The organism is Amycolatopsis coloradensis, from assembly GCF_037997115.1.
GTDB classification, from domain to species: Bacteria; Actinomycetota; Actinomycetes; order Mycobacteriales; family Pseudonocardiaceae; genus Amycolatopsis; species Amycolatopsis coloradensis_A.
This window is the reverse complement of sequence record NZ_CP150484.1, coordinates 5416376-5439083: the sequence shown is the minus strand read 5'-3', so window position 1 is coordinate 5439083 and position 22708 is coordinate 5416376. Positions and strand designations below refer to the sequence as shown.

Here is a 22708-nt window from a genome sequence, read left to right as displayed (position 1 = left end):
CAGGACGTTTTCCGTCCTGAACGACCCTTTCCTGACATTTCAGCCGAGCGGTTCGAAGTCCAGCGCGGCCAGGCGGTCCGGATCGGCCAGGATGTCGATCGCCGCGATCTTGCCGCCCACGACGGTGAACGCGAAGACCGTCGTCGGGACGCCGTCCTTGGTGATCACCATCCCGGCCGCGCCGTTGACCAGCGCGGGACGCGGGACTCCGCCGTCGCCCGCCGAGCGGAACATGAGCGCCTGGCTCGCCACTGTGGCCGCCCCGCGCACGAAACGCGAGGTCCCCGCCGGAGCCGCGCCACCCTCGGCGCGCAGGATGACGTCCGGGTCGAGCACCGAAACCAGCGCGTCGAAGTCGCCGCCCCGGGCGGCGGCGAAGAACGCGTCGACGACTTCCCTCTGACGGCTCAGATCCGCGTCGGGGACGGTCGGCGAGCCCTGCAGACGGCGGCGCGCGCGGCTGGCGAGCTGCCGGGTCGCCGCGGAGGACCGGCCCACGATCGGCGCGATCTCGTCGAACGGCAGGGCGAACATGTCGTGTAGGACGAACGCCAGCCGCTCGGCGGGGTCCAGGGTGTCGAGCACGACCAGGAGCGCCAGCCCGACCGAGTCTGCCAGCAGTGCTTGGTGTTCCGGGTCGATCCCGCCCTCACGGCCGATGATCGGGTCGGGGAGCTGCGCGCCGACCGCCTCTTCAGGCCGCGACTTGCGGGATCGCAGCATGTCGAGACAGATCCGGCCGACGACGGTGGTCAGCCATCCGCCGAGGTTGTCCACGTCGCCGGAGTCCGAGCGGCTCAGCCGCAGCCAGGCCTCCTGCACGGCGTCGTCCGCTTCGCTCAGCGAACCGAGCATCCGGTACGCCACCGCCCTCAGATGCGTCCGGTGCCCTTCGAAGCGCCGTGCCAACCAGTCGTGTTCGTCCACGGTCCCCATCCTTCATCGATCAGTCCGTAACCCTGACGCGTGGGGGATCGGAGATGTGACAGGTCTTCAGCCGCGGATATCCGCTCGGATCGCCGGGGTGCGCATCGCCTTCGCCGCCGCGCCCAGGTGTGAACCGAGCGTCAGGGTCCCCGCGACGGCGACGCTGTAGGGGATCACGGTGACCGCCGCGGCGAGCGAGCCGAACAGCACGCCGACCGCTTGGTCGCGATCATGCGGAAGGTCCTCCCCAGGCTTTGCCGCGAGGTTAGGGAGGCCGGCCGTCATCGGTCAGGGGACAGGCCCTCGGACGCGGGTAGGGACGGCCCTACCGTCGTGGGTAGCCGCCGTCGACCTCCTTCACCGGCTTGTGGGGGAAACGGCGTTCGGCGTAGGCCTTCGCTGCCGATCCTTCTCGCACGTACAGCGTCTCCACTTCGTCCTGCAACGGTTTCACGACGTTTCCGAGAAAGCCGCGCCGATCTTCGAGGTACGGGCCGAGCACGTCTTCGCCCGCCGGACAGACCGCCATGCAGTACGCGGCCTTGTAGTTCGGCTTGAACGCGAGGCTCTGCCACATCGACACGTTCTCCGAGTCGGTCACCCTGGACTGGAAGTCAGCGGCGTCCTCGCTGTCGGCCACGGTCTGCGCCCAGTCGGTGAAGCCGCTCATGAACTCACGGTAGTTGTGCGTCGAACAGGCGAGGAAGTCGAATTCGCCGGTCTTCGAGATCGAGAGCCTCGCCGTAGGTGGACACCTCGGCATCGACGAGCAACGTCGCGAGGAGCACGAAGTTGCCGAACTTCGGGTGGATGACGTTGCGATGCAGTCCCATGGCGCCGAGACCGGCCGCGACGGCGACCGTCTTGTGCGCGACGACCCAGATCCGGCCGGGATAGTGCTCCATCTCCATCGGGAACGTCGCGGCCGGGTTGATCGCGCGGTAGCCGGCGTCCTGCAGCGTCCGGACGATCGTGTGTCCGGCCTCGTTGAGGATCTCTCCGGTGCGATGGAACTCCTGGTTGGCGGGGGAGCGGACGTCGTCGCGGTTCATCCGCACCACGAGCGAGACGAGGGTTTTCGTGCCGGGGAGGGCGCGCTCGACGTGCTCGCGTTCGCCCGCCAGATCAGGATGGTCGAGCGAGACCGCGGCCGCGTCGTCGGCGCCGGCGGCGAGGCAGATCTCCTCGAGCCAGGCGGCGTCGATCACCGGGGACGGCTTGTCCCGCGGTTTGGCGAGTATCGCCCGCACTGACGGATGATCCGCCAGCTTCTTGGGGAGCCTGCCGGTCACAACGCCTCCAGGATGGTCGCGTTGGCCTGGCCGCCGCCTTCGCACATCGCCTGCAGGCCGTACCGGGCGCCGTGGTGGTGCAGCGCGTTGACCAGGGTGCCCATCAGGCGGGTCCCGCTCGCGCCGAGCGGATGGCCCAGCGCGATCGCGCCGCCGTGGACGTTGACCTTGGCCGGGTCGGCCCCGGTGTCCTGCTGCCACGCCAGCACGACACTGGCGAACGCTTCATTGATCTCGAAGAGGTCGATGTCCGCCAGGCTCAGCCCCGCCCGCCGCAGCACCTTCTCGGTCGCCGGGATGACCCCGGTGAGCATGAGCAGCGGGTCGGATCCGGTGACGGCGAAGCTGTGCAGGCGGGCGCGCGGGCGGAGGCCCAGCCGGGCCGCGGTCGCGCTCGAGGTGATGAGCAGGGCGGAGGCGCCGTCGTTGATCGGGCTGCTGTTGCCCGCGGTCACCGACCAGTCGATCTGCGGGAAACGCGCGGCGACAGCCGGATCCTGGAACGCCGGGCGCAGCTTGGCGAGCGTTTCGAGGTCGGTCCCCGGCCGGACGGACTCGTCGGTGGACACCCGGCCCGACGGTGTCTCGATCGGCACGATCTGGCTCGCGAACCGCCCGAGTTGGTGCGCCCTGGCCGCCTTCTGGTGCGAGAACATCGCGAACTCGTCCATGGCCTGGCGGCTGAGCGACCACTTCGCGGCGATGAGTTCGGCACTGATCCCTTGGGGCACCAGGCCTTCCGGGTAGCGGGCGGCGACGCCCGGGCCGAGCGGATCGGTGCCCGGCAGGACGTTCGACCACATCGGGACGCGGCTCATGGACTCGACGCCGCAGGCGATGACGACGTCGTACGCGCCGGCCATCACGCCCTGCGCGGCGAAGTGCACGGCCTGCTGACTGCTTCCGCACTGCCTGTCGACGGTGGTCGCCGGCACGGTTTCCGGCAGCCCGGCCGCGAGCGCCGCCCACCGTGTGACGTTCTGGGCCTGTTCGCCGACCTGGTCGACCGCACCGCCGATGACGTCGTCGATCAGCTCCGGATCGAGGCCGTTGCGTCGGACGAGAGCCTGCAGCGTATGGGCGAGCAGCTGGACCGGATGAACCCCGTGCAGGGCGCCACCGGCTTTGCCCTTGCCGATCGGGGTACGGACGGCGTCGACGATGACCGCGTCGTGCACGGCTGCCTCCAGGGTGAGTTGGTATTTCCAACTCACTGTGGCATCGAGTGGGTTGGAAATCAAGACTCACTGGGTTTACGCTGGTCGCATGACCGAAGGACCGAGGGACTGCTCGATCGCCAACGCGATGGAGGTGATCGGGGAGCGCTGGAGCCTGCTCGCGCTGCGCGAAGTGTTCTTCGGTGCGCGGCGGTTCGACCAGATCGTCCGCAACACGGGGGCGAGCCGGGACATCCTGACCGCGCGGCTGCGGAAGCTCGTCGAGACGGGAATCCTCGAAAAGCGCCTCTACGAGGAGCATCCGCCGCGCTACGAGTACGTGCTCACCGAGGCCGGGCACGCCCTCAATCACGTGCTGCTGAACCTCATGGCTTGGGGCGACGCGCACGTCACGGAGGGGCCGCCGCCGACGGTGTGGCGGCATTCGTGCGGCGAGGTCCTCGCGCCGGAGACCGTATGCGCGCACTGCCGCGAACCGGTGCGGGAGAAGGACATGACGCTGATACGGAGCAGTCGTCGCGCCACTTCCTCGTGAGTGGTAAGGATGGTTAGAACCGTCCTTACCACTCACGAAGCCGGTCTCAGGAGTGGTTCTTCCATTCCCGCGCGATCATCCGCATGAGCGCCGGATAGATGATCAGGTACCGGAACGGCTTGATGAATCCCATGTACACCCGGCCGAACAACCCGTTGGGTTTGACCAGCACCGCCATCTGACCGCGATACCCGCCACGCCCGTCTTCGACCCAGGCGATGTGCAGAACGCCGTGCATGGTCCGGTTCGCCATTTCGGCGGCGAATTCGTCGTCGAGCCGGTAGAGCGGAGTGAACGGAAGCCAGGCCTCGTCCGGGCCGGTGGGTGTGCCGCGGAGGTCTTCCGGCAGCTTGCCGCGGAGCGATCCCACCCGGGTGTCGAGGCCGGAATTCCGTTCGTCCAGCCCCAGCAGGCGACCGAGCTTCCAGCGCAGCGCCCACAGCGCCCGGACGGGGAGTGGTGCCCCGTCCGGGAAATTCCCCGACGAGAACTGCACCACCAGCTTGCCGAAATCGTCCGGCCCGCCGGGTGTTCCGAGCGCCCAGACGTCTTCGAGGTCGAAGTCCCCGGCGATTTCGTGGATCCGCCACGAGCGGGTGGTGTGGGCCGTGTTCGCGAGCTTCATGCCGACACCAACTGGACGATCTCGCGCGGACGGACCTCGCGGTCGTCGAAGGCGACGTCCACGGCCGCCGACCCCAGAGCTTGCATCGAGGCCGCCTGTGCCGCCTCGGATTCCCAGCGCACGATCGACACCACGGCGTCACCCGCGGCGGTGACCCAGCATTCGGCGGCGAGACAGCCCGGCGTGCAGCGCAAGACGTCGGCGACTCGCCGGACTCGCGCGACGAATTCGTCGTGGTGGTCGGTGTGCGGGTAATGCGTGGCCACGAATCCGACAGTCATCGTCGTTGTTCCTCCCAGTGAACTTCCGCCACCTATACGGTAGCGTATATATCGTCCTCGTGGTGCCGGAGTGACGGGAGATACGGTGATCCCATGGCCGCCGAAACCCGGACCCCGCCGAGCGCCTGGATCGACGCGGGGCTGCACGCCCTCGCCGCCGGAGGTCCCGACGCCGTGCGCGTCGAGGCGCTCGCGAAAGCCCTGGGAGTCACCAAAGGCGGGTTCTACGGACATTTCGCCGACCGGGGCGCGCTATTGGAGGGAATGCTCGCCACGTGGGAGCGGATGAGCACCGACCTGCTCTTCGAAAGCGTCGAGAGCGAAGGCGGTGACGCCAGGGCGAAGATCCGGCGCGCGGGTCTGCTCGCCGGCGATCGTCTGCTGCCGATCGACCTCGCCATCCGGGATTGGGCCCGGCGCGACCCGGCGGTGGCCGAGCGGCTCCGCCGGGTCGACAACCAGCGAATGGACTACCTGCGTTCCCTCATGCGCGAGATCTTCGCCGACGAGGACGAGGTCGAGGCCCGTTGCCTGCTCGCGTTCTCGCTCCTCATCGGCAAGCACTTCATGGCCGCCGACCACGGTGGCCGTACCCGAGACGAGGTCACCGAGCTGGCCGGAGCGCTGCTCCTCGGCGGTCGGCCCGGTCATGACGGCTGAGGAGGCGGGCCACCACGTCGTCAGTTCCGACGCTGGACCGCTGCGCGCCGACGCGGCCACATTCATCGCGGCGGCCCGCTCCGGCGATACCGCGCGGTTCGCGCTCATCACGGAGCGCCACCGGCGTGAGCTGCAGGTGCACTGCTACCGGATGCTCGCGAACTACGAGGACGCCCAGGACATGACGCAGGAGACGTTCCTGCGGGCGTGGAACAAGCGGGAGTCCTTCAAAGGCGACGCCACGTTGCGGACCTGGCTGTACCGGATCGCGACCAACGTCTGCCTCGACTTCCTGGAGAAGCGCGACGACCGCGCGCCCGTACCGTCCGAGCTGCCGGACTCCGAGGTGCTGTACCTGCAGCCGTACCCCGACCGGATGCTCCCCGAGGACCCGCAGGAATCGGTGGTGGTGCGGGAGACGATCGAGCTGGCGTTCATCGTCGCCGTCCAGCATCTGCCGCCGCGCCAGCGGGCGGTGTTCATCCTGCGCGACGTCCTCGGCTGGCCGGCGTCGAAGGCCGCCGACGCCCTCGAGGTGACCGTCGCGTCGGTGACCAGCGCACTGCAGCGAGCGCGCGTGACGATGCGGGAGCGGCTGCCCGGCAGCCGCCTCGATTGGCGGAGCCCCACCACCCACGAACTGTCGGATGACGAGCGCGGAGTGGTGAAGTCGTACATCGAGGCCCATGAGCGCAACGACCTCGACGGGCTGATCTCCCTGCTGCGCGGCGATCTGCGCTTCGCGATGCTGCCCGAATCGGGCACCGTGGTCAGGACGGCCAAGGACGCGGTGGACGGCTGGGTCTCCGGCGGGCTCTTCCAGCGCGGTCACGACGACTGGCGCGGTATCACCACGACGGTCAACCGCATGCCGGCCGCCGCGCTCTACCTGCGCACCCCCGGCGATCCGGAGTACCGGCTCTTCGCCATCGCTGTCCTGCGCATCGTCGACGGGAAGATCGCCGAGCTCACCGGATTCGACGCCGCCGGCAAACCATGGCTGGACGTACCCCCGGCACTGTGACCACTCAGCGCCTTGTCTCGTAGCGGGTCAGCACCACGCCGCCGGGAAACGTCCGCGTCTCCACCAGGGCAAGGTTCACCCAGTTGTCCAGGGCGGTGAAGAACGGCGTGCCGCCGCCCACCAGGACCGGATGGGTGACCAGTACGTACTCGTCGATCAGTCCGGCCCGCATGGCCGCCCCGGCGAGCGTCGCGCCGCCGATGTCCATCGGGCCGGCGTCCTCGGCCTTGAGCCGGGTGATCTCGGTGACCGCGTCGCCGGTGACCAGGCGGGTGTTCCAGTCGACCGTGCCGGTCGTCGAGGAGAACACCACCTTCGACATGTCCCGCCAGCGGCGGGCGAACTCGGTCTCCGCCGGGGTGGCGCCGGGCTGCCGGTCGGCGGTCGGCCAGTGGGAACTCATCGCCTCCCACAGCTTGCGTCCGTACAGCGCCAGGCCCGTCGCCGCCACCCGGTCGGACCACCACCCGAACAGCTCGTCGCTCGGTGACGAGTCCGGTCCGTCACCGCCGCTCCAGCCGAGGTCGTCGCCGGGCGCGGCGATGTAGCCGTCCACGGTCAGGTTCATGCCGAAGGTCAATTTCCGCATGGCGTCAGCCTCCTGTGAGTCGATCTCACACGTACTGACGGGCGCGGCGCCAAAGACTAATCGTCGTCTTCTTCGGGTGTCGTCGGGGCCTGCTTGCGCGCGACGTAGACGAGCAGCCCGATGATCACCACGGGGCCGGCGAAGATGAGGATCTCGTCCCAGCCGCCCTGGTGCATCATCACCACCCGCGCCGCGATGGTCATGAGCCGGAGACCAGCGCGATCCCGAGCACGGTGTAGCCGATCATCAGCGCCAGCATGGGGTACTGGCCCACCTTGACGTAGTTCGAGCGCAGCACGCCGACGGAACGGTCATGCGCCGAGGTTACGGCCAGCACGTGCCCGGCGACGATCCCGGCGATCTGCACCAGCGCGATCACCTCGGCCGAGACGACCGTGTAGTCGATCGCGCGGCCGAATCCCTGCTGGCCCGAGAACACGGCGAACGAGAAGTAATGCGCGACCGTGTAGCCGACCATGATCGGGATCAACGACGGCGCGAACGCGGGATACGGGTCGAACCCTCGGCGCAGATACGGCCTGGTCAGGCTGATGGCGCCCGCATAGGCGCCGTAGGTGAGCGCGATACAGACCGCGAGCCCGGCGGTGCCGCCGAAAACGCCCGCGTCCAGCGACGTCCAGAACGGAAGCCGGGTGAGGCCGTCGAACGCCGTCGAGCCGAGCACCACCAGCACCAGCGCGGTCAGCCAAGGCGCGGGGGAGACGGTGAGCAGGCCGTCCAGCGGATTCCGGATCACCAGGCGCCCATCTGTCCGCCTCCCGAAAGGGGAGAGGGCCGCGATCAGACGCGCGTAGACCTCGAAAGCGTCCCCGCGGTCGAACCAGCGCGGACCGAACACCGCCCCGAGAGCGATGTGTATAACGGCATACACGGTGGCGAAAAAGGCGATCGCCCTGGGTGAGTCCGAATGCGGAAACACCAGTTCCAGCCAAAGAAACGCCAGGAGGCCGACGATCGCGGGCAGGTAACCCAGTCGATCCGGGAGTTCGCGCTGTCGCGCGGGGATCAGCACCGCGATCGTCCTCAGTGGATTCAACCGCGGCCAGACCGGGCCGAGCAGGAGCGAAAGCGGGACCAGTCCGACCCAGAACCAGACGTAGAACCACGCCGGAGCCGGGTTGCCGGCCGAGTTGTCCGGGCCTGCCCACGCCATCGCGAGAAAGCCCGCGAACAGCGCCAAGCCGAGTACGCGCGCCGCGATCCGCGAGAACCCACCATCGGCGAACCGTTGCAGGGCTTCGGGAAGGGGGCGGCCGGCGTCGGCGCCGCGGAGTTTGGGCTTCTTCCAAAGCACGGTGAGCGCGAAGAAGGAGACCACGACGGCCGCCGCTCCCGCGTAGAGCGCGAGCCACAGCGGGACCGGCAGATCGGACCGGCCGCCGAGACCGTGCGCCAGGATCATCCGCTCACCCGGAGCTTGGTCACCGCCGCGCCGCTCTTGTGCAGTTCCACCTCGAAGATCCCGTCGATGTTCGCGGTGAAGGCGACCGTCCCCGGAACCCCGGGAGACAGCTGGGCGGCCTTGTCGTAGCCGTGGACGTGCAGTTCGTCCGGCTGGTCCGAGGTGACTTCGAGTGCGACGTTCTCGCCCGTGCGCACCGCGACCTCCTCGGGGCCCGCCGTGCGCTTGCCCTCAGTGATCGAGAACTTGACGGTCCGGGTGCCGGCGCCCGGCGCCTGTTCGGAACCGGTCGTTCCCGAACAGCCGGTCACGGCCAGCAGTACGGCCACGGTGATCCCGCAGATCCCGCCGATCCTCCGCATCGAGGTGCCTCCAAGTCGTACGCCCCGGCTTGCCCGGCCGGGACCTTGCGCCTATCGTGTTACCCCAAGGTAACAGTTACTCAGGTTAGCAGGAAGGCGAGCACGGTGTTCATGGCTCAGGAGAGCCCGCCTGCCGGCGGCGCGCAATTCGGGCAGATCGTCATCGCGGGCCTGATGTTCACCGCGGTCTTCCTGCCCTTGGCCCTTTTCGTGCTCCGCGAGCGCGCGGGGAAGCGGACGGTCTTCGGCCGCGTCGCCGACTGGATGGGCGAGTTCAGCGGTCTGCCGCGCTGGGCGGCGCTGCCGATGTTCGTCGCCTTCCTCTCCGGGATGTCGGCGCTGATCGGCGTCTACTGGGACGTGCCGATCCACATGGAACTCGGCCGCGACGAAGGCCCGCTCGCGAACCCTTCGCATTACCCGATCTACTTCGGACTGATGGGCATCTTCGCCAGCGGCGTGCTCAGCGCGACCCTCGCGACGAAGGACCTGCCCAAGCGCACGTTCAAGATCGGCCCGCACTGGCGGGCGCCGATGGGGTCCATCCAGATGATGGCGACCGGCCTGGTCGGCATCGCGGGCTTCCCGCTCGACGACGTGTGGCACCGCCTGTTCGGCCAGGACGTCACCGAATGGGGACCGACGCACGTCCTGATGATCGGCGGCGGCGTCTGTGTCGTGCTGGGCCTGCAACTGCTGCTCGGCGAGGCCCGTCAGGTCGGCGCGACCGGGCCGGTGGTGCGCCTGCTCGGCCCGGTGCTCGCCGGTGCCTGGATGATGGGTGCTTCGGCGTTCCTCATGGAGTTCGACCTCGGCGTCCCGCAGTTCCCGATGCTGTCGCAGGTCGTGCTCGTCGGCCTGATCGGCGCCTGGACGCTGACCTACGGGCGGCTGTCCTGGGGTCCGGGCGGCGCGCTGATCGTGCTCGCGGTCTTCCTCGCGTCCCGTGCTTCGTTCGCCGTCATCCCGCTGTTCGCGGACCTGCACGTAGCCTCGCTGCTGCCGTACGTCGCCGAAGCGGTGATCATCGAGGTCGTCGCCCTCGCGATGCGCAACCGGCAGGGCTACACGTTCGCCGCTGTCGCCGGTCTGCTCGTGGGGACCGCCGGGATGCTCGCCGAGGCGGCGTTCACCCACTGGTTGATGCCGAACCCGTGGCCCGCCGCCCATCTGCCGCTGTTCGTCCTGTTCGGGACCGGCGCGGCGCTCGCGGGTACGTTCATCGGTGTCTGGCAGTACCAGCGAGTGGAGGAGACGGCGACGCGGGTGCCCGCGGCGGGGCCCCGGCACTCGGTCGGACTCGTCGGCGCGCTGGGCGCGGTCGCCCTGATGTCGGCGGTCGCCGTCCCGCAGGATCCGGAACCGGGGTTCACCGCCGACGTCCGGCTGACCGAGGCCGCGACCGGGCTGCCGATCTCGAATCCGCACGGCGGCGGCACACCCCGCTGGGTCGACGCGACCGTGACGATCTCGCGGCCCGACCTGGCCGACGATGCCGTGTGGCTCAACGGTTTCGCTTGGCAGGGCGGCGACTTCTTCACCGCGCCGCTGGAGAAGATCGGCGACGGGGTGTATCGCACCGCCCAGCCGTTGCCGGTGTTCGGCCAGTGGAAGACGGGGATCCGCGTGCACGTCCCGAACCGGGTGATGGGGCTCGCCCCGATCTACGCGCCCGCCGACCCGGCCGCGAACGCGCCGTCGATCGACGCGACGTCCGGCACGCGCCCGTTCATGTCGGAGATCGAGTTCCTGCAACGGGAGCGGAAGTCGGACACACCCGCCGTGCTGTGGACTGTCGCTTACGTGACCGTGGGGCTCATCTTCGCCGGTATGTGGGCGCTGTTCGCGTGGCTCTACGCTGCCGCGGCCACCGCGCGGCGGCGTGAGGTCCCGGTCGGCTGACCCCTCGCGTTTCGTCCTCTGAACGCGGTGCTTGCGTGTGCAACCACCGCGTTCAGAGGACGAAACGCTTTGCTCTCACTTCGTCGCACGTATCGATTGGGCATCATCGCGCGCAAGGCTTTTGCAAGCCCGCTTCCCTTGAATATCCAGGACACCGCACGTGTTGCCGGTTCGTGCGCCGAAATGGTGACACAGCGCAACGTCTGTGAGACTTAAAGTAGCTGTCGACCACGTGACGACATCCGCTGTGCACGATCGGTATTGGCGAGTCATTGCGCGGTTACCGCGACATGTGGTTACTTTTCCGCCTCGGGGGTTGGGTTACAGCGAGTTCGATGGGGTGGTCTTCGTGCGCACAGAGCGTTTTCCGAAGCGACGGCGCGGTCTTCGCGTGGTCGCGGTCCTCGCCGCTTCGGCGGTCGCGACGGTGCCTTTCGTGCCCGCCGCGTCGGCGCAGCAACAGGGCAAGGTGCTCCGGGTGGCGCTCACGACCGGCATCGACCACCTGAACCCCTTCACCGCCCAGCTGGCGGCGTCGACGCAGGTCGGCCGGTTCAACTACGAGTTCCTGACCCTGCCCTCGGCCGAGGACACCCAGCCCACGGGCGGGATCGCGGAGTCGTGGAAGACCTCCGACGACAAGCTCACCTGGACCTTCACCATCCGCCAGGGGATGAAGTGGTCCGACGGCAAGCCGATCACCGCGCAGGACCCCGCGTACACCTTCCAGCGGATGCTCGACGACGAGAACGCCCGCACCGCGAACGGCAGCTACGTCACCAACTTCGCCTCGGTGTCGGCACCCGACGACAAGACGCTGGTCATCAAGACCAAGGCCCCGCAGGCGACCATGACCTCGCTCGACGTCCCGATCGTGCCCAAGCACATCTGGGAGCCGATCAAGGATCTCAACGCCCCCTCGACCGACGACATGGCCGTGGTCGGCGTCGGCAGCGGACCGTATCTGCTGACCGAGTACAAGAAGAACGAGTTCGTGAAGTTCAAGGCGAACAAGGACTACTGGCGCGGTGCGCCCAAGGTCGACGAGCTGCAACTCCTGCAGTTCAAGGACGCCGAGGCCGCGGTCAACGCGCTGAAGCAGGGCGAGGTCGACGTCATCAACCGGCTCACGCCGACGCAGTTCGACGCGCTCAAGGGCGAGAAGAACATCACCACGAACAAGGCGCCGGGCCGCCGGTACAACGAGCTGATCATCAACTTCGGCGTCAAGAACGTCCTCGACCAGCCGATCGGTGACGGCAACCCGATCTTGAAGGACCTCCGCGTCCGCAAGGCGATCGCCCAGGCCATCGACACCAAGACCATCGTGGACAAGGTGATGAACGGGTACGGCCAGCCGGGGACCGGTGTCGTTCCGGCGATCTACAAGGCCTACACCTGGAGCCCGTCGGACGCCGAGAAGACCAAGTTCGACATCGCGGCCGCGAACGCCACCCTCGACCAGGCCGGCTACGCCAAGGGTGCGGACGGCATCCGCGTCGCCCCCGGCGGCGCGAAGCTGGAGTTCCGGCTCGCCGGTCACGCGAACCGGCCGTTCGACCAGCGTGTCGCGCAGTTCGTCAGCGGTTGGCTCAAGGACGTCGGCATCGGTGTCAAGCAGGAGCTCGTCTCCGACGACGAATTGGACGACCGCACCACCGCGGGCAACTACGACCTCGCGATCTCCGGCTACGGCACGTCACCCGACCCGGACTACGCCCTCAGCCTGAACACCTGCGCCGGCCGCCCGAACGCGGAGGGCAACGGCGGCAGCTCGGCGACGTTCTTCTGCGACCCGCGCTACGAAGACCTGTACAAGAAGCAGCTGACCGAGTTCGACCCGGCGAAGCGCGCCGAACTCGTCAAGCAGGCGCAGGCGGTGCTGGCGGGTGAGTACGTCGACGTCGTCCTGGACTACGACAACGTGCTCGAGGCCTACCGCTCGGACAAGTTCTCCTCGTTCACCAAGCAGCCGCAGCCCGACGGCGCGATCCTCGAACAGTCCGGCTACTGGGGCGTCTACGGCGCCACTCCGGCCGACGCCGCCGCGGCGGGCGCCGAGGAAAGCAGCAACACCGGATTGTGGATCGGCATCGGCGCGGTCGTGCTCGTGGTGCTCGTCGGCGGCGGCGTGCTGCTCGGGCGGCGCGGCAAGTCGGCTGACGACCGGGAGTAAGAGCAGCGTTGACCGAAGCACTCAGTTCCCTCGAAAAGCCCCCGGCGCTCGGCGATCCCGACGAGCGCCGGGGCGGGACCGGCACCGCCCGGTTCGTGCTCTCCAAGATCGGCGGCGCGCTGGCGAGCCTCGCGCTCGTCGTCGTGCTGGGGTTCTTCCTGTTCCGGACGCTGCCCGGCGATCCCGTGCGGTTCATGGTCCGCGACCGGCCGACCGATCCGAAGATGATGGCGGAGCTCCGGGCGCAGATGGGCGTGGACAAGCCGCTGCTGCAGCAGTTCTGGGACTACGTCGTCGGCCTGCTTCAAGGCACCATGGGCGATTCGTACCTGCAACGGCGTCCGGTCGTCGACATGATCGGCGAGCGGTTGTGGCCGACGATCCTGCTGGTCGGCAGCGCGACCGTGCTCGCGATCGCGCTCGGTCTGTGGCTCGGCGTCCGCGCGGGCTGGCGCCGGGGCAGCCGATTCGACAAGGTCCAGACCGGGGTCGCCTTGACGCTGTGGTCGGTGCCGCAGTTCTGGCTGGGGCTCATGCTGCTGGTGGCCACCAACGGCCTCTTTCCCAGCCGCGGCATGCACTCCCCGGATGTCGAGCCGGGCTTCTTCAGCGAAGGGCTCGATGTGCTCCACCATCTGGTGCTGCCGTGCGTGACCCTGCTGGTGGTGTTCTACGCGCAGTACATGCTGGTCATGCGGTCGTCGTTGATCAGCGAGATGGATTCGGACTACCTCACCACGGCTCGGGCCAAGGGACTGCGGGACGACCTCGTCCGCAAGCGGCACGCCGTGCCCAACGCCCTGCTCCCGACGGTGACGCTGGTCTTCATGCAGTTCGGCATGGTGGTCTCGGGAGCTGTCTCGGTCGAGGCAGTGTTCAGCTGGCCGGGGCTCGGGCAACTGCTCTACGAAGCGCTCCGCGGGCCTGATCTGCCTGTCCTGCAAGGAGTCTTCGTCACCCTCGCCGGCGCGGTGGTGCTGATGAACCTGCTCGCGGAGCTGCTCTACCGCGTGCTCGACCCCAGGGTGCGGACGGCATGACCACAGCGGAAAAACCCGGTTCGATCGTCTGGCGCCGCCGCCGCGAGGCCGTGGCGAAGCGCTGGCACGAGTTCACGACGAACAAGGCGGGCGTGTTCGGGCTGGCCTTCCTCGGCGTCATCACGCTGCTGGCCATCCTCGCGCCGGTGATCTCGGACGAGTCCGGCCTCGACGTCACCAAGGCCGAAGGCACTTCCCTGGACCCACCCAGCGGGGAGTTCTGGCTGGGCACCGACATCGACGGCCGTTCCGTGCTGCTGATGACGTTCTGGGGAGCACGGATCTCGCTGCTCACCGGCTTCTCGGCGGCACTCCTCTCCGTACTCATCGGCACGATCGTCGGGATCGCGGCCGCGCACCTCCGAGGCTGGCTGTCCGGACTCCTGCTGCGGTTCACGGACTTCTTCCTGGTGCTGCCGTCGCTCGTGCTCGCCGTGGCATTGGCCTCGGTGCTGGACCAGGGCGCCATGACAGTGATCATCGCCATCGGGGTCACCGCCTGGCCGAGCACCGCGCGGCTGGTCCGCGCGCAGACCTTGACGATCGAAGGCCGCCCGTACATCGAGCGCGCGAAGGCGCTCGGCGGCGGTCATCTGCACATCGTCGGCAAGCACGTCCTGCCCGGTGTCATGCCGCTCGTGCTGGCCAACACCACGCTCGTCGTGGGCAACGCGGTCATCGCGGACGCGACGCTGGCGTTCCTCGGCGTCGGCAACCCGAACACCATCTCCTGGGGCACCATGCTGCAGACCGCCTTGAACAACGGCGCGATCAGCAAGGGCGCCTGGTGGAACCTGCTGCCGCCGGGTGTCGCGATCGTCGTGGTCGTCCTCGCCTTCACCCTCGTCGGACGCGCGCTGGAAACCGTGCTGAACCCGCGCCTGAAGGGACAGCACTCATGAGCCCCTTGCTGGAACTGAAGAACCTCGGCGTCACCTACGCCACCGGAAGCGGCGAGGTCGCCGCCGTCCGCGGGGTCGACCTCGTGCTCGAGCCCGGCGACACCCTCGGCGTCGCGGGGGAGTCGGGGTCGGGGAAGTCGACGGTCGCGATGAGCGTGCTGCGGCTGCTCCCGCGTTCGGCGAAGGTCAGTGGCGAGATCCTGCTGGACGGCGAAGACGTCACGGCCATGAAGTGGGGCAGGCTGCGCGCGGTGCGCTGGGCCGAGGCCTCGGTCGTGTTCCAGGGCGCGATGCACGCGCTCAACCCGGTGCGGAAGATCGGCGAGCAGATCGCGGAGCCGATCCGCCTGCATCCGCCCGGTGGCAAGGCGCTGTCGGACGCCGAGATCCAGGCCAAGGTCAAGGAACTGCTCGAACAGGTCGATCTGCCGCCTGGTCGTGCCGGTGCGTATCCCCATGAACTGTCCGGTGGGCAGAAGCAGCGCGTCATGATCGCGATGGCCCTGGCCTGCTCGCCGCGGCTGATCATCGCGGACGAGCCGACGACCGCGCTCGACGTCGTCGTCCAGGCCCAGGTGCTCGACCTGCTGGGCAGGCTCGTCGCCGAGCAGGGGATCGGGCTGATCATGATCAGTCACGATCTGTCGGTGCTCGCCGCGACCTGCCGCCGGATCGCGGTGATGTACGACGGCGAGATCGTCGAGGAGCGGCCGAGCGTCGAGTTGATGAGCGCGCCGCACCACGAGCACAGCAAGGCGCTGGCGGCCGCGTTCCCGACCGTCGGCGACCCGGTGTCCCGGTTCGCGCCCGCGACCAGCACACCGCTGCCGCCCGAGCCGGAACGCAGCGCCGACCAGCCCGCGTTGCTGGAGGCCGAAGACCTGCGCGTCAGCTTCCGCGATCGCACCGGCAAGCGCATCAACGCCGTCGCCGGGGTGAGCCTGCAGGTGCGGAAGGACGAGATCGTCGCGCTCGTCGGCCAGTCCGGCTCCGGCAAGACGACGCTGGCCAGGACGCTGCTCGGGCTGCAGAAACCCGATTCCGGCGCGGTGCGATACGACGGCAAGCCGGTCCCGCTCGGTGGCGCCGGGCTCAAGGCGTACCGGCGGCAGGTCCAGCTCGTGCTGCAGGACCCGACGAGCGCGCTGAACCCGAACCACACGGTGTACGAGGCGGTCGCGGAAGGCCCGCGCATCCACGGGATGGGCGCGAGCGAGCACGAGATCGTCGTCAAGGCACTGGAAGCGGCCGAACTGCGGCCCGCGGAGAAGTTCCTCGACCGGCTCCCGCACGAGCTGTCCGGCGGGCAGCGTCAGCGGGTCGTCATCGCGGGCGCGCTCGCGCTGGATCCGGGCGTGATCGTGGCCGACGAACCGGTGGCCTCGCTCGACGCGTCGGTGCGAGGGGAGATCCTCGCGCTGTTGCTGCGCTTGCGGCGTGAACTCGGTCTCGCCGGGCTCGTGATCACCCACGACCTCGGGCTGGCCTGGAACATCGCCGACCGGGTCGCCGTGATGTACCGAGGGGAGCTGGTGGAGGTCGGCACCGTGGAGGAGGTTCTGCTGGATCCGAAGCACGACTACACGAAGTCGCTGCTCGCCGCGTTGCCCGGTGGCACCGCGCGGGAAACACCCATTGCCGCGCACTCGCACAGGCGCGGTGTGTAACCTCCAATCTCGAAATGGCGACCACTACAGACCCCCAGCAGACGCCCTCGGCCGGTTCCCTCGGCGAGCGGCTCCGGGTGCCTTCCCGGTTCCCGTACCGCACCATCGCGATGGGAACCATAGGCAGCACGCTGCTGATGCTGGCGGCGCTCGGCGCCGGTGGAATTCTCATCCGTGACCCGATCCTGGGGCACGGACCGCTGTCGTGGATCCGCTACGGCCATGGCCGCATCTTGGCCAACGTGATGCTCTACACGGGCTTCGCGCTGATCATCTGGGCGTGGGTCCGTTTGGGGCGCTACGCGCTCGCGGGCCGGATCGGCAGCCGTCCGATCGTCATCGCCGCCGCCTGCTGGATGGCGCCGCTGCTGGTCTCGCCGCCGCTGTTCACCCGCGACGTCTTCTCCTACCTCGCGCAGGGCGCGCAGCTGCTCAATGGGCTCGACCCGTACGCCAACGGCCCGGCCGAACTGGCCGTACTGCCGGACGTCGTGCAGAACGTCCATCCGCTGTGGCAGACCACGCCCGCGCCGTATGGCCCGCTGTTCCTGCTGGTCGCCAAGGGGATCGTCTCGGTCACCGGCAACGACATGATCGCCGGCGTCATCGCGACCCGGCTGGTCCTGATGCTCGGCCTGGTCGGGATGCTGTGGTCGCTGCCGCGGCTGGTCAAGCACCTCGGTGGCAAACTGCCGATCACGTTGTGGCTCGCCATCGCCAGCCCGATGACGGTGATCCACTTGGTCGGCGGACCGCACAACGACCTGCTGATGCTGGGCTTCCTCACCGTCGGCGTGCTGGCCGCGCTGGAGCGCAAGCACGTCGTCGCGATCGTCCTGGTCACCATCGGCATGCTGATCAAGCCCACCGCGGCGTGGGCGCTGCCGTTCCTGGTCTGGGTGTGGGCGAACCACCTGCCCGGCGACCGGAAGGTGGTCAACTTCTTCCGCGCGGGCGCCGCGTCGGTCGGGATCTTCCTGCCGGTGTTCGTCGCCGGCACCTGGCTGTCGCTCGGCTCGGTCAACCTCGGCTGGCTGACCGGTCTCAAGGCGCCGACGCTGATCGCGAACTGGATGAACTTCCCGACGGGGATCGGTGAGATCTTCTACTCGCTGGTGAACCTGGTGATCGACGTCGAGGTCTCGCCGTTCGTCACGGTGTTCCGCGCGATCGCGATGGTCGGCCTGTTCGTCTTCGCCGGCTGGCAGTGGTGGCTCGCCCGCGACGGCGGCTACCCGGCGATCCACCGGATGGCGATCGTGCTGCTGGCCGGTGCGATCGTCCCGCCGCCCTCGTTGCCGTGGTACCTGACCTGGGGTTTCGTCGTTCTTTCCGCGTTCGAATGGCGCCGCCGTAATCTCGCGGTCGTCGTCGCGGTGTCGGTGTTCGTGACGCTGGTCTACTACCCGACGGGGGAGCAGGCGCTGTACGACTGGTGGTTCATGGCGGGCGTCGTCGCGGCGAGCGTGTACGCGGCCGCTTCGCTGCTGCGGCCGGATCCGCTGGGGATCGTCGCCGCTTGGCGGGGGAAGCCGGTGGAGCAGTTCCTGCCTGCCGAGGCTCCACGCTCGTGCTGACCGTCACGGTGGCCTGACACTTCTCGACTGTCCACAGGGGACGCTTTCGGGGTGACCGTGCCCGATTCGGGCGTTTTGCGAAGTGGTCGTGAGTGATGAAGGAGGGTTAGAACCGTCCTGATCACTCACGACCTCGGTCAAACCCGTACAGATAAGCATAAAACGGATATTCATCTGTCTTCTGGCGTCCTTTGTGGACATCGTCGGTTCAGGGCCGCTGTCATTCGGCCCCGTTCGGGAGGTCCAGTTCGAATCACCAAGAACGGCACCGGCCAGCGTTTAGGCGACTTCGCCGGGACCCTGACCCTGAAGGTAGGGAAGGAGGCCTTCACGGACGTCAGGTGAGGGCCTGGCGATCGTGAAGGGCGAGTTTCCTCAGCTGAGCCACGTGAAGGGAGCCTTCACGTGCTCTGGAGTGAAGGTTGTGACTCCTGAGACGCTCAAGCGGGCCGTGAAGGGCACCTTCACGGCCCCCGGGGTCCCCAAGGAGTCTCACCAAAATGTATAACGACATATACGGCATGGTGAAGGCCTTGTTGCCGTAAAACGGCAACAAGGCCAAAAGCTCAGGAAGCACGCCACCCACTCCATGAGTGAACGAGCGTGGTCACCACGACATGCGGAGGAGGCTGCGCCTCGTACTGCGGATACTTGTCCCGCAGCAGGCGCGCCGGTAGCGCCTGCTCGTCGGGATCAGTCAGCATCCGGGCGACACCGTCGGCCCGAGCCCACCACAGTCCGGCCCAGTCCTCGTCGTAGTGGTCGGTCAGAAAACTGACCGCGGGGTTCTCCGCGATGTTCTTCAGCCGCCGCAACGCCGTCGTGCTCTTGGGCTTGTGGTCGATCGCGAACGCCACCGAGTCGCCTTCGAGAACGAACGTCACCGGCACCACATGGGGCACGCCGTCCGAACCCGTCGTCGCCAGCCTCGCTATCCGCTCGCCTTCGAATCGTGACCTGGCTTCGGCACGCGTCATCCGCATGTCGCAGACGGTACCTAGGCGCGGCGCACGCGGAGCACGTTGTCCGAACGCGTTCCCTGCTGTCCTTCCGGTCCCGGGAAGTCGTGGGTGATCAGATCCTGCCGCTCCACGGTCCATTCGCCGTCGGCCAGCGCCAGCGTTTCGAGGACCTCGGCCGTCGTCGGGAAGTGGGCGTGCTTGTGCGGCGGCTCTTCCATCCACGTCGGCCAGCCCGCGTGGCCTGCCACCACCAGCGTGCCGCCCGGCGCGACCGCTTCGGCGGCGCGGCGGAGTGCCTTGTCCCGCTCGCCGTCCTCGGCGACGGGGGAGTGGAAGAACTGTGCGGAGACGAGGTCGAAGCGTCCTGCCGGAAACGACTTCGCCAGGTCGTGGCGTTCCCAGACGATGCCCTCGACGCCGGCCTCGGCCGCGTGCTCGGCGGCACGCTTGAGCGCGACGTCCGAGATGTCGACGGCGGTGACCCGCCAGCCCTGCTGGGTGAGCCAGATGGCGTCGCCGCCCTCGCCGCAGCCGAGATCGAGCGCCGTCCCCGGCGTGAGCGCGGCGACCTCGTTCACCAGGATCGGGTTCGCCTTCCCGCTCCAGACCTGATCCTTGTCCCGGTAGAAGTCTTCCCAGAACTGCTGTGTGGAATCCATGACCGCAAGATGCCTCCGCCTCGGCCGATACCGCAAGTTCCGTTGCCGTTATGGCAAAGTCAGGAGCGTACCCGCGTCGGCGTCGAGGGTGGCCCGCGCGCCGAGGGGGATGGTCGGCGACGCCGGCACGTGCCCGACGCCGAAGTCCCAGGCGATCGGCACGCCGAGGGGGCCGAGGCGGTCGAACATCAGGGCTCGGACCGCCTCCGGATCACCGCAGGACTTCCATGAGCCCAGCACGAATCCTCGGACGCCGTCGAGCCAGCCGGAACGCAGCAGCTGGGTGAGCATCCGGTCGATCCGGTAGGGACTCTCGGTGACGTCCTCCAGCAGTACGAGCGCGTCACGCCCGGTGCCCTGCTCAGGCCCGCCGAGGCCTGAGGTCAGGAGGGCGAGGTTGCCGCCGGTGAGCGTCCCGGTCGCGGTGCCCGGCACCAGCGGCGACGCCGTCGGCGAGGCGATCAGCCGCACGCTCTCCGGCTCGAACAACGACAGCCGCAGGTGTTCGGCGGCCACCGCGTCGAAGAGGGTGGTCGCGGGCATCGGGGAGAACAGCGTCTCCAGTCCCAAGTGGACGTTCACCGCCCGGTGCAGCGCGGTGACGTCGCTCGACCCGGCGAACGTCTTGGACCCGGCCGCCTTGAGCGCCGTCCAGTCGAGCAGGTCGAGCATCCGCTGCGAGCCGTAACCGCCGCGTGCGGCCAGGACGCAGGTGACTCCCGGGTCCAGCCAGGCGCGGGTGAACTCGGCGGCCCGCGCCTCGTCGGAGGCGGACAGATAGCCGGTGGAGGTCGCGCGGACGCATTCACCGACATGGACATCGACGCCCCAGCCGCGGAGCACCGGCAGGGCCTTCTCGACGAGGTCCGGCGGGACCGGCCCCGCCGGGGCGACAAGGGCGATCGTGTCACCCGGCCGTGTCTTCGGTGGCCTCATCGGCTCAGTCGGAGTTTCGGCACGCCGGGTGTCTCGAAGCCGAGGACTTGACCGTAGAACGACAACTCCGCTTCGAGCGCGGTCACGATCGTCTCCGCCTTCCGGAAACCGTGCTGCTCGCCCTCGAACCTGAGGTAGGCGTGCTCGATGCCGCGCCCTTCCAGTCCGGCAACGAACCGGTCAGCCTGTTCGGGCGGGCAGATCTCGTCCTCCAGCCCCTGCAGGAACAGCAGCGGGCCGGCGAGGGTGCCCGTGTTGTTGATCGGCGACCGGTCCCGGTAGCGCTGTGCGGCGTCGGGCAGCGGCCCGATCAGCCCGTCGAGGTAGCGGGACTCGAAGTCGTGCGTCTCACCGCCGTCGCCGGTCCACTGCGTGAGGTCGAGGATCGGGTACATCACGGTGCCCGCGCGGTAGGTCGTGGTGGTGGTCAGCGAGGCGGCGGAGGTGTACCCGCCCGCGCTGCCGCCGCGGATGGCCAGCCTGTCGCCGTCGACGGTGCCTTCGGCGGCGAGGGCTTCGGCGACGGTGACGCAGTCGGCCACGTCGACGACGCCCCACTGTTCCCGCAGCCGCTCGCGATAAGCGCGTCCGTAGCCGGTCGAGCCGCCGTAGTTCACCGTGACGACGGCGATCCCGCGGCTGGTGAAGTAGGCGATCTCGTAGTCGAGCACCGCGCTGTCCCGGCCGGTCGGCCCGCCGTGCGGGTACACGAGCAACGGCGGCAGTTCCCCGTCCGGAGCGGCGAAGTCGTCGTTGGCGGGAAGGTAGACGAAGGCGGGGATCCGATCGCCGTCGTCGGTCTTGAAGGTCCGTTCGACGGGCGTCGACAGGTAGGCGGGAGAGGGCGGTTCAGGTGCCGAGGCGAGTTCGGTCACCGTTTCGCTGTCGAGACCGACTTTCACGACGGCACCTTCGCGCTTCGGCCCCGCCGCGACGCCGACGATGTCGCCTTCGTGGATGGCGAACCCGTTGGTGGACCACGCGGTCAGATCGGCGGCGGCCGCCACCGGGGTCACTTCCCGCGTCGCTTCGTCGAGGACGGCGAGCCTGCCCGACGCGATGACGGCGAACCTGCCGTCGCCGAGCGGGGTGAACCAGCGCGTGCCGAGTTTCCACTGCGCGCCGCCGATCTCCTGTTCGGCCGGGGCGAGGTTCGTGATGCCGCCGTCGAGTCCGACGCGGTGCAGGTTCCACCAGCCGTCCGGGTCGAGCAACGCCAGCAGGCTGTCCGCCGACTCCCATTCGACCTGGCAGACGGAGATGCCGGCCGCACCGGCGAGCACACGGTGCGGGCCGAACGCCCCGTCCTCGTCGAGTTCGGCGACGCACAGTTCGGTGCCGTCCCAAGGCATCGCGGGGTGGTTCCAGCCGATCCACGCCGCGCGTGCGCCGCCTGGCGAAAGCTGCGGCGCGGTGAGGAAGTGATGGCTCGCCGTCAGAACCCGTTCCGGGCCGCCGTCGAGGGGCACCGCGAGGAGATCCCGGGCGATGTCGACGCGACGGGGGCCGGTGCTGCGTTCGCGAACCAGCCACACTTCGCCGGTGAGGCCGGGCCTGAGGTCGCTGTAGCGGATCTGGTGCCGGGTCGCCGGTTCCGGGGTCAGCGGTGTCGTCTCGCCGGTGGTCAGGTCGCGGCGGTAGACGCGCTGATCCGCCCAGTGGGTGAAGACCAGGACGTCACCGAGGACGAGCCAGGGCCGGCCGCCGTATTCGTGGACCCGGTTCCGGACGCTCCACGGAGCGGGGAGGACGTCTTCGACCGTGCCGTCGGCGCGGGACCGCACGAGGGTCACGCGGCCGCCTTCACCGGTTCTCGCTTCGGCCCACCAGACCTCGTTTCCCACGGTATCGAGCCATTGCGCGCTGACTCCCGAGGCCGCGACAGCGGCGGCCGACAGGGGAGACGTCCAGGTGCCGTAAGGGGCGATCTCAACCACGATTGAAGACTAGGTTCGGCCCTTTGCCCATGACGGTCTGGGGCGCGGCGGTTT

24 protein-coding genes are annotated in these 22708 nt (G+C 68.7%); 9 read left to right on the top strand and 15 right to left on the bottom strand.

Translation table 11 applies throughout. From position 1 onward, the window contains the following. Positions 1 to 39 precede the first annotated feature (39 nt). From sigJ to LCL61_RS25445, 5 genes are all read right to left on the bottom strand, one after another. On the bottom strand, positions 40 to 927 hold the full coding sequence (gene sigJ / locus LCL61_RS25465; RefSeq protein WP_340682054.1) for an RNA polymerase sigma factor SigJ: 888 nt from the start codon (positions 925 to 927) through the stop codon (positions 40 to 42). A 66-nt stretch (positions 928 to 993) separates the two neighbouring features. Next, positions 994 to 1137, bottom strand: coding sequence for a hypothetical protein (locus tag LCL61_RS25460; RefSeq protein WP_340682053.1), 144 nt, complete (start codon positions 1135 to 1137; stop codon positions 994 to 996). Positions 1138 to 1252: 115 nt separating this feature from the next. Continuing rightward, entirely contained in the window at positions 1253 to 1597 is a 345-nt protein-coding gene (locus tag LCL61_RS25455) for a hypothetical protein (RefSeq protein ID WP_340682052.1), read from the bottom strand. A gap of 4 nt (positions 1598 to 1601) precedes the next feature. After that, positions 1602 to 2219 carry a hypothetical protein gene (locus LCL61_RS25450; RefSeq protein WP_340682051.1) on the bottom strand — a complete coding sequence of 206 codons (618 nt, stop codon included), beginning with the start codon at positions 2217 to 2219 and terminating at the stop codon, positions 1602 to 1604. Further along, complete coding sequence (locus LCL61_RS25445) at positions 2216 to 3397, bottom strand: thiolase family protein (RefSeq protein WP_340682050.1); 1182 nt, start codon at positions 3395 to 3397, stop codon at positions 2216 to 2218. Before LCL61_RS25445 ends, LCL61_RS25450 begins: the two co-directional genes overlap by 4 nt. Before the next feature lie 88 nt (positions 3398 to 3485). Here LCL61_RS25445 and LCL61_RS25440 point away from each other — a divergent pair, with 88 nt between their 5' ends. After that, a complete protein-coding gene (locus LCL61_RS25440) occupies positions 3486 to 3932 on the top strand; it encodes a helix-turn-helix domain-containing protein (protein WP_340682049.1) in 447 nt (148 codons plus the stop codon). 46 nt (positions 3933 to 3978) lie between these two features. On the opposite strand, the gene LCL61_RS25435 is transcribed toward LCL61_RS25440, so the two are convergent. Together LCL61_RS25435 and LCL61_RS25430 are read right to left on the bottom strand one after the other, a co-directional pair. Next, on the bottom strand, positions 3979 to 4557 hold the full coding sequence (locus LCL61_RS25435) for a DUF2867 domain-containing protein (protein ID WP_340682048.1): 579 nt from the start codon (positions 4555 to 4557) through the stop codon (positions 3979 to 3981). After that, positions 4554 to 4838, bottom strand: coding sequence for an antibiotic biosynthesis monooxygenase (locus tag LCL61_RS25430; protein WP_340682047.1), 285 nt, complete (start codon positions 4836 to 4838; stop codon positions 4554 to 4556). Before LCL61_RS25430 ends, LCL61_RS25435 begins: the two co-directional genes overlap by 4 nt. A gap of 93 nt (positions 4839 to 4931) precedes the next feature. On the opposite strand from LCL61_RS25430, the gene LCL61_RS25425 reads away from it, so the two are divergent. Both LCL61_RS25425 and LCL61_RS25420 read left to right on the top strand, forming a co-directional pair. Further along, positions 4932 to 5498 (top strand): TetR/AcrR family transcriptional regulator, encoded by a 567-nt coding sequence (locus tag LCL61_RS25425; RefSeq protein ID WP_340682046.1) that lies wholly within the window; start codon positions 4932 to 4934, stop codon positions 5496 to 5498. Next, positions 5488 to 6522 (top strand): RNA polymerase subunit sigma-70, encoded by a 1035-nt coding sequence (locus tag LCL61_RS25420; protein ID WP_340682045.1) that lies wholly within the window; start codon positions 5488 to 5490, stop codon positions 6520 to 6522. Before LCL61_RS25425 ends, LCL61_RS25420 begins: the two co-directional genes overlap by 11 nt. 4 nt (positions 6523 to 6526) lie before the next feature. On the opposite strand, the gene LCL61_RS25415 is transcribed toward LCL61_RS25420, so the two are convergent. From LCL61_RS25415 to LCL61_RS25400, 4 genes are read right to left on the bottom strand one after another with little or no spacing between them, the layout of a single operon-like run. Then, complete coding sequence (locus tag LCL61_RS25415) at positions 6527 to 7111, bottom strand: dihydrofolate reductase family protein (protein WP_340682044.1); 585 nt, start codon at positions 7109 to 7111, stop codon at positions 6527 to 6529. Between the two features lie 56 nt (positions 7112 to 7167). Further along, the gene (locus LCL61_RS25410) at positions 7168 to 7314 is read right to left on the bottom strand and encodes a hypothetical protein (protein WP_340682043.1); all 147 of its coding nucleotides are present in this window, start codon (positions 7312 to 7314) and stop codon (positions 7168 to 7170) included. Continuing rightward, positions 7311 to 8534: a hypothetical protein gene (locus tag LCL61_RS25405; protein ID WP_340682042.1), complete on the bottom strand. Its 1224-nt coding sequence runs from the start codon at positions 8532 to 8534 to the stop codon at positions 7311 to 7313. Before LCL61_RS25405 ends, LCL61_RS25410 begins: the two co-directional genes overlap by 4 nt. Beyond that, positions 8531 to 8896 carry a hypothetical protein gene (locus LCL61_RS25400; RefSeq protein WP_340682041.1) on the bottom strand — a complete coding sequence of 122 codons (366 nt, stop codon included), beginning with the start codon at positions 8894 to 8896 and terminating at the stop codon, positions 8531 to 8533. Before LCL61_RS25400 ends, LCL61_RS25405 begins: the two co-directional genes overlap by 4 nt. Before the next feature lie 111 nt (positions 8897 to 9007). Here LCL61_RS25400 and LCL61_RS25395 point away from each other — a divergent pair, with 111 nt between their 5' ends. From LCL61_RS25395 to mptB, 6 genes are all read left to right on the top strand, one after another. Then, complete coding sequence (locus LCL61_RS25395) at positions 9008 to 10798, top strand: hypothetical protein (RefSeq protein WP_340682040.1); 1791 nt, start codon at positions 9008 to 9010, stop codon at positions 10796 to 10798. 391 nt (positions 10799 to 11189) lie between these two features. Further along, a complete protein-coding gene (locus LCL61_RS25390; protein WP_340688678.1) occupies positions 11190 to 12974 on the top strand; it encodes an ABC transporter substrate-binding protein in 1785 nt (594 codons plus the stop codon). 8 nt (positions 12975 to 12982) lie between these two features. Then, the gene (locus LCL61_RS25385; protein ID WP_340682039.1) at positions 12983 to 14014 is read left to right on the top strand and encodes an ABC transporter permease; all 1032 of its coding nucleotides are present in this window, start codon (positions 12983 to 12985) and stop codon (positions 14012 to 14014) included. Further along, complete coding sequence (locus LCL61_RS25380) at positions 14011 to 14916, top strand: ABC transporter permease (protein ID WP_340682038.1); 906 nt, start codon at positions 14011 to 14013, stop codon at positions 14914 to 14916. The genes LCL61_RS25385 and LCL61_RS25380 overlap by 4 nt, the downstream gene beginning before the upstream one ends. Further along, positions 14913 to 16583 carry an ABC transporter ATP-binding protein gene (nikE, locus tag LCL61_RS25375; protein WP_340682037.1) on the top strand — a complete coding sequence of 557 codons (1671 nt, stop codon included), beginning with the start codon at positions 14913 to 14915 and terminating at the stop codon, positions 16581 to 16583. Before LCL61_RS25380 ends, nikE begins: the two co-directional genes overlap by 4 nt. Positions 16584 to 16597: 14 nt before the next feature. Further along, entirely contained in the window at positions 16598 to 18160 is a 1563-nt protein-coding gene (gene mptB, locus LCL61_RS25370; RefSeq protein WP_340682036.1) for a polyprenol phosphomannose-dependent alpha 1,6 mannosyltransferase MptB, read from the top strand. A 566-nt stretch (positions 18161 to 18726) separates the two neighbouring features. On the opposite strand, the gene LCL61_RS25365 is transcribed toward mptB, so the two are convergent. Genes LCL61_RS25365 through LCL61_RS25350 form a run of 4 tightly spaced genes read right to left on the bottom strand, consistent with a single transcriptional unit; the run spans position 18727 to position 22654 of the window. After that, positions 18727 to 19143, bottom strand: coding sequence for a TIGR03668 family PPOX class F420-dependent oxidoreductase (locus tag LCL61_RS25365; RefSeq protein ID WP_340682035.1), 417 nt, complete (start codon positions 19141 to 19143; stop codon positions 18727 to 18729). A 14-nt stretch (positions 19144 to 19157) separates the two neighbouring features. Next, on the bottom strand, positions 19158 to 19781 hold the full coding sequence (locus LCL61_RS25360; protein WP_340682034.1) for a class I SAM-dependent methyltransferase: 624 nt from the start codon (positions 19779 to 19781) through the stop codon (positions 19158 to 19160). A gap of 48 nt (positions 19782 to 19829) precedes the next feature. Continuing rightward, positions 19830 to 20717 carry an LD-carboxypeptidase gene (locus LCL61_RS25355; protein WP_340682033.1) on the bottom strand — a complete coding sequence of 296 codons (888 nt, stop codon included), beginning with the start codon at positions 20715 to 20717 and terminating at the stop codon, positions 19830 to 19832. After that, complete coding sequence (locus tag LCL61_RS25350) at positions 20714 to 22654, bottom strand: S9 family peptidase (RefSeq protein ID WP_340682032.1); 1941 nt, start codon at positions 22652 to 22654, stop codon at positions 20714 to 20716. Before LCL61_RS25350 ends, LCL61_RS25355 begins: the two co-directional genes overlap by 4 nt. Between the last annotated feature and the right edge of the window lie 54 nt (positions 22655 to 22708).